Genomic DNA, 412 nt, shown 5'->3' with positions numbered 1-412 from the left:
GCGCTTGCTTCGAGGATCGCGCTCTCCAGAATGTCGAGCGCCTCGCCGAAGACGCTGTCCTGGATGGTGATCGGGGCGAGGAAGCGGATGACGTTGCCATGCACGCCGCAGGTCAGCAGGATCAGGCCCTTATCGAGCGCGATCAGCCGCACCTTGTTGGCGAACTCGGCGCTCGGCAGCTTCGTCGTCCTGTCGTTGAACTCGACCGCGTTCATGAAGCCCGGACCGCGGTTATCGACGATCTGCGGCGCCTTCTCGCGCAGCGATTCCAGGCGCTGCTTGAGCCGGTTGCCGAGCTGGTTGGCGCGGCCGCAGAGATCCTCGTCCTCGATGACGTCGAGCACGGCATGGGCGGCCGCGACGCCGATCGGGCTGCCGCCATAGGTGCCGCCCAGCCCGCCCGGTCCCGGTG

Annotated in this window: 1 protein-coding gene; it reads right to left on the bottom strand. The window is 67.5% G+C overall.

Annotated features, from left to right (window positions below):
- On the bottom strand, positions 1-412 hold a 412-nt coding region (locus tag EN807_RS32805), incomplete at both ends, for an aminotransferase class III-fold pyridoxal phosphate-dependent enzyme (RefSeq protein ID WP_135937954.1).

Source organism: Mesorhizobium sp. M5C.F.Ca.ET.164.01.1.1 (assembly GCF_004792125.1).
Classification (GTDB): domain Bacteria; phylum Pseudomonadota; class Alphaproteobacteria; order Rhizobiales; family Rhizobiaceae; genus Mesorhizobium; species Mesorhizobium wenxiniae.
Note: the sequence above shows the minus strand (reverse complement) of the source record. Positions and strands in the feature narration are given on the sequence as shown.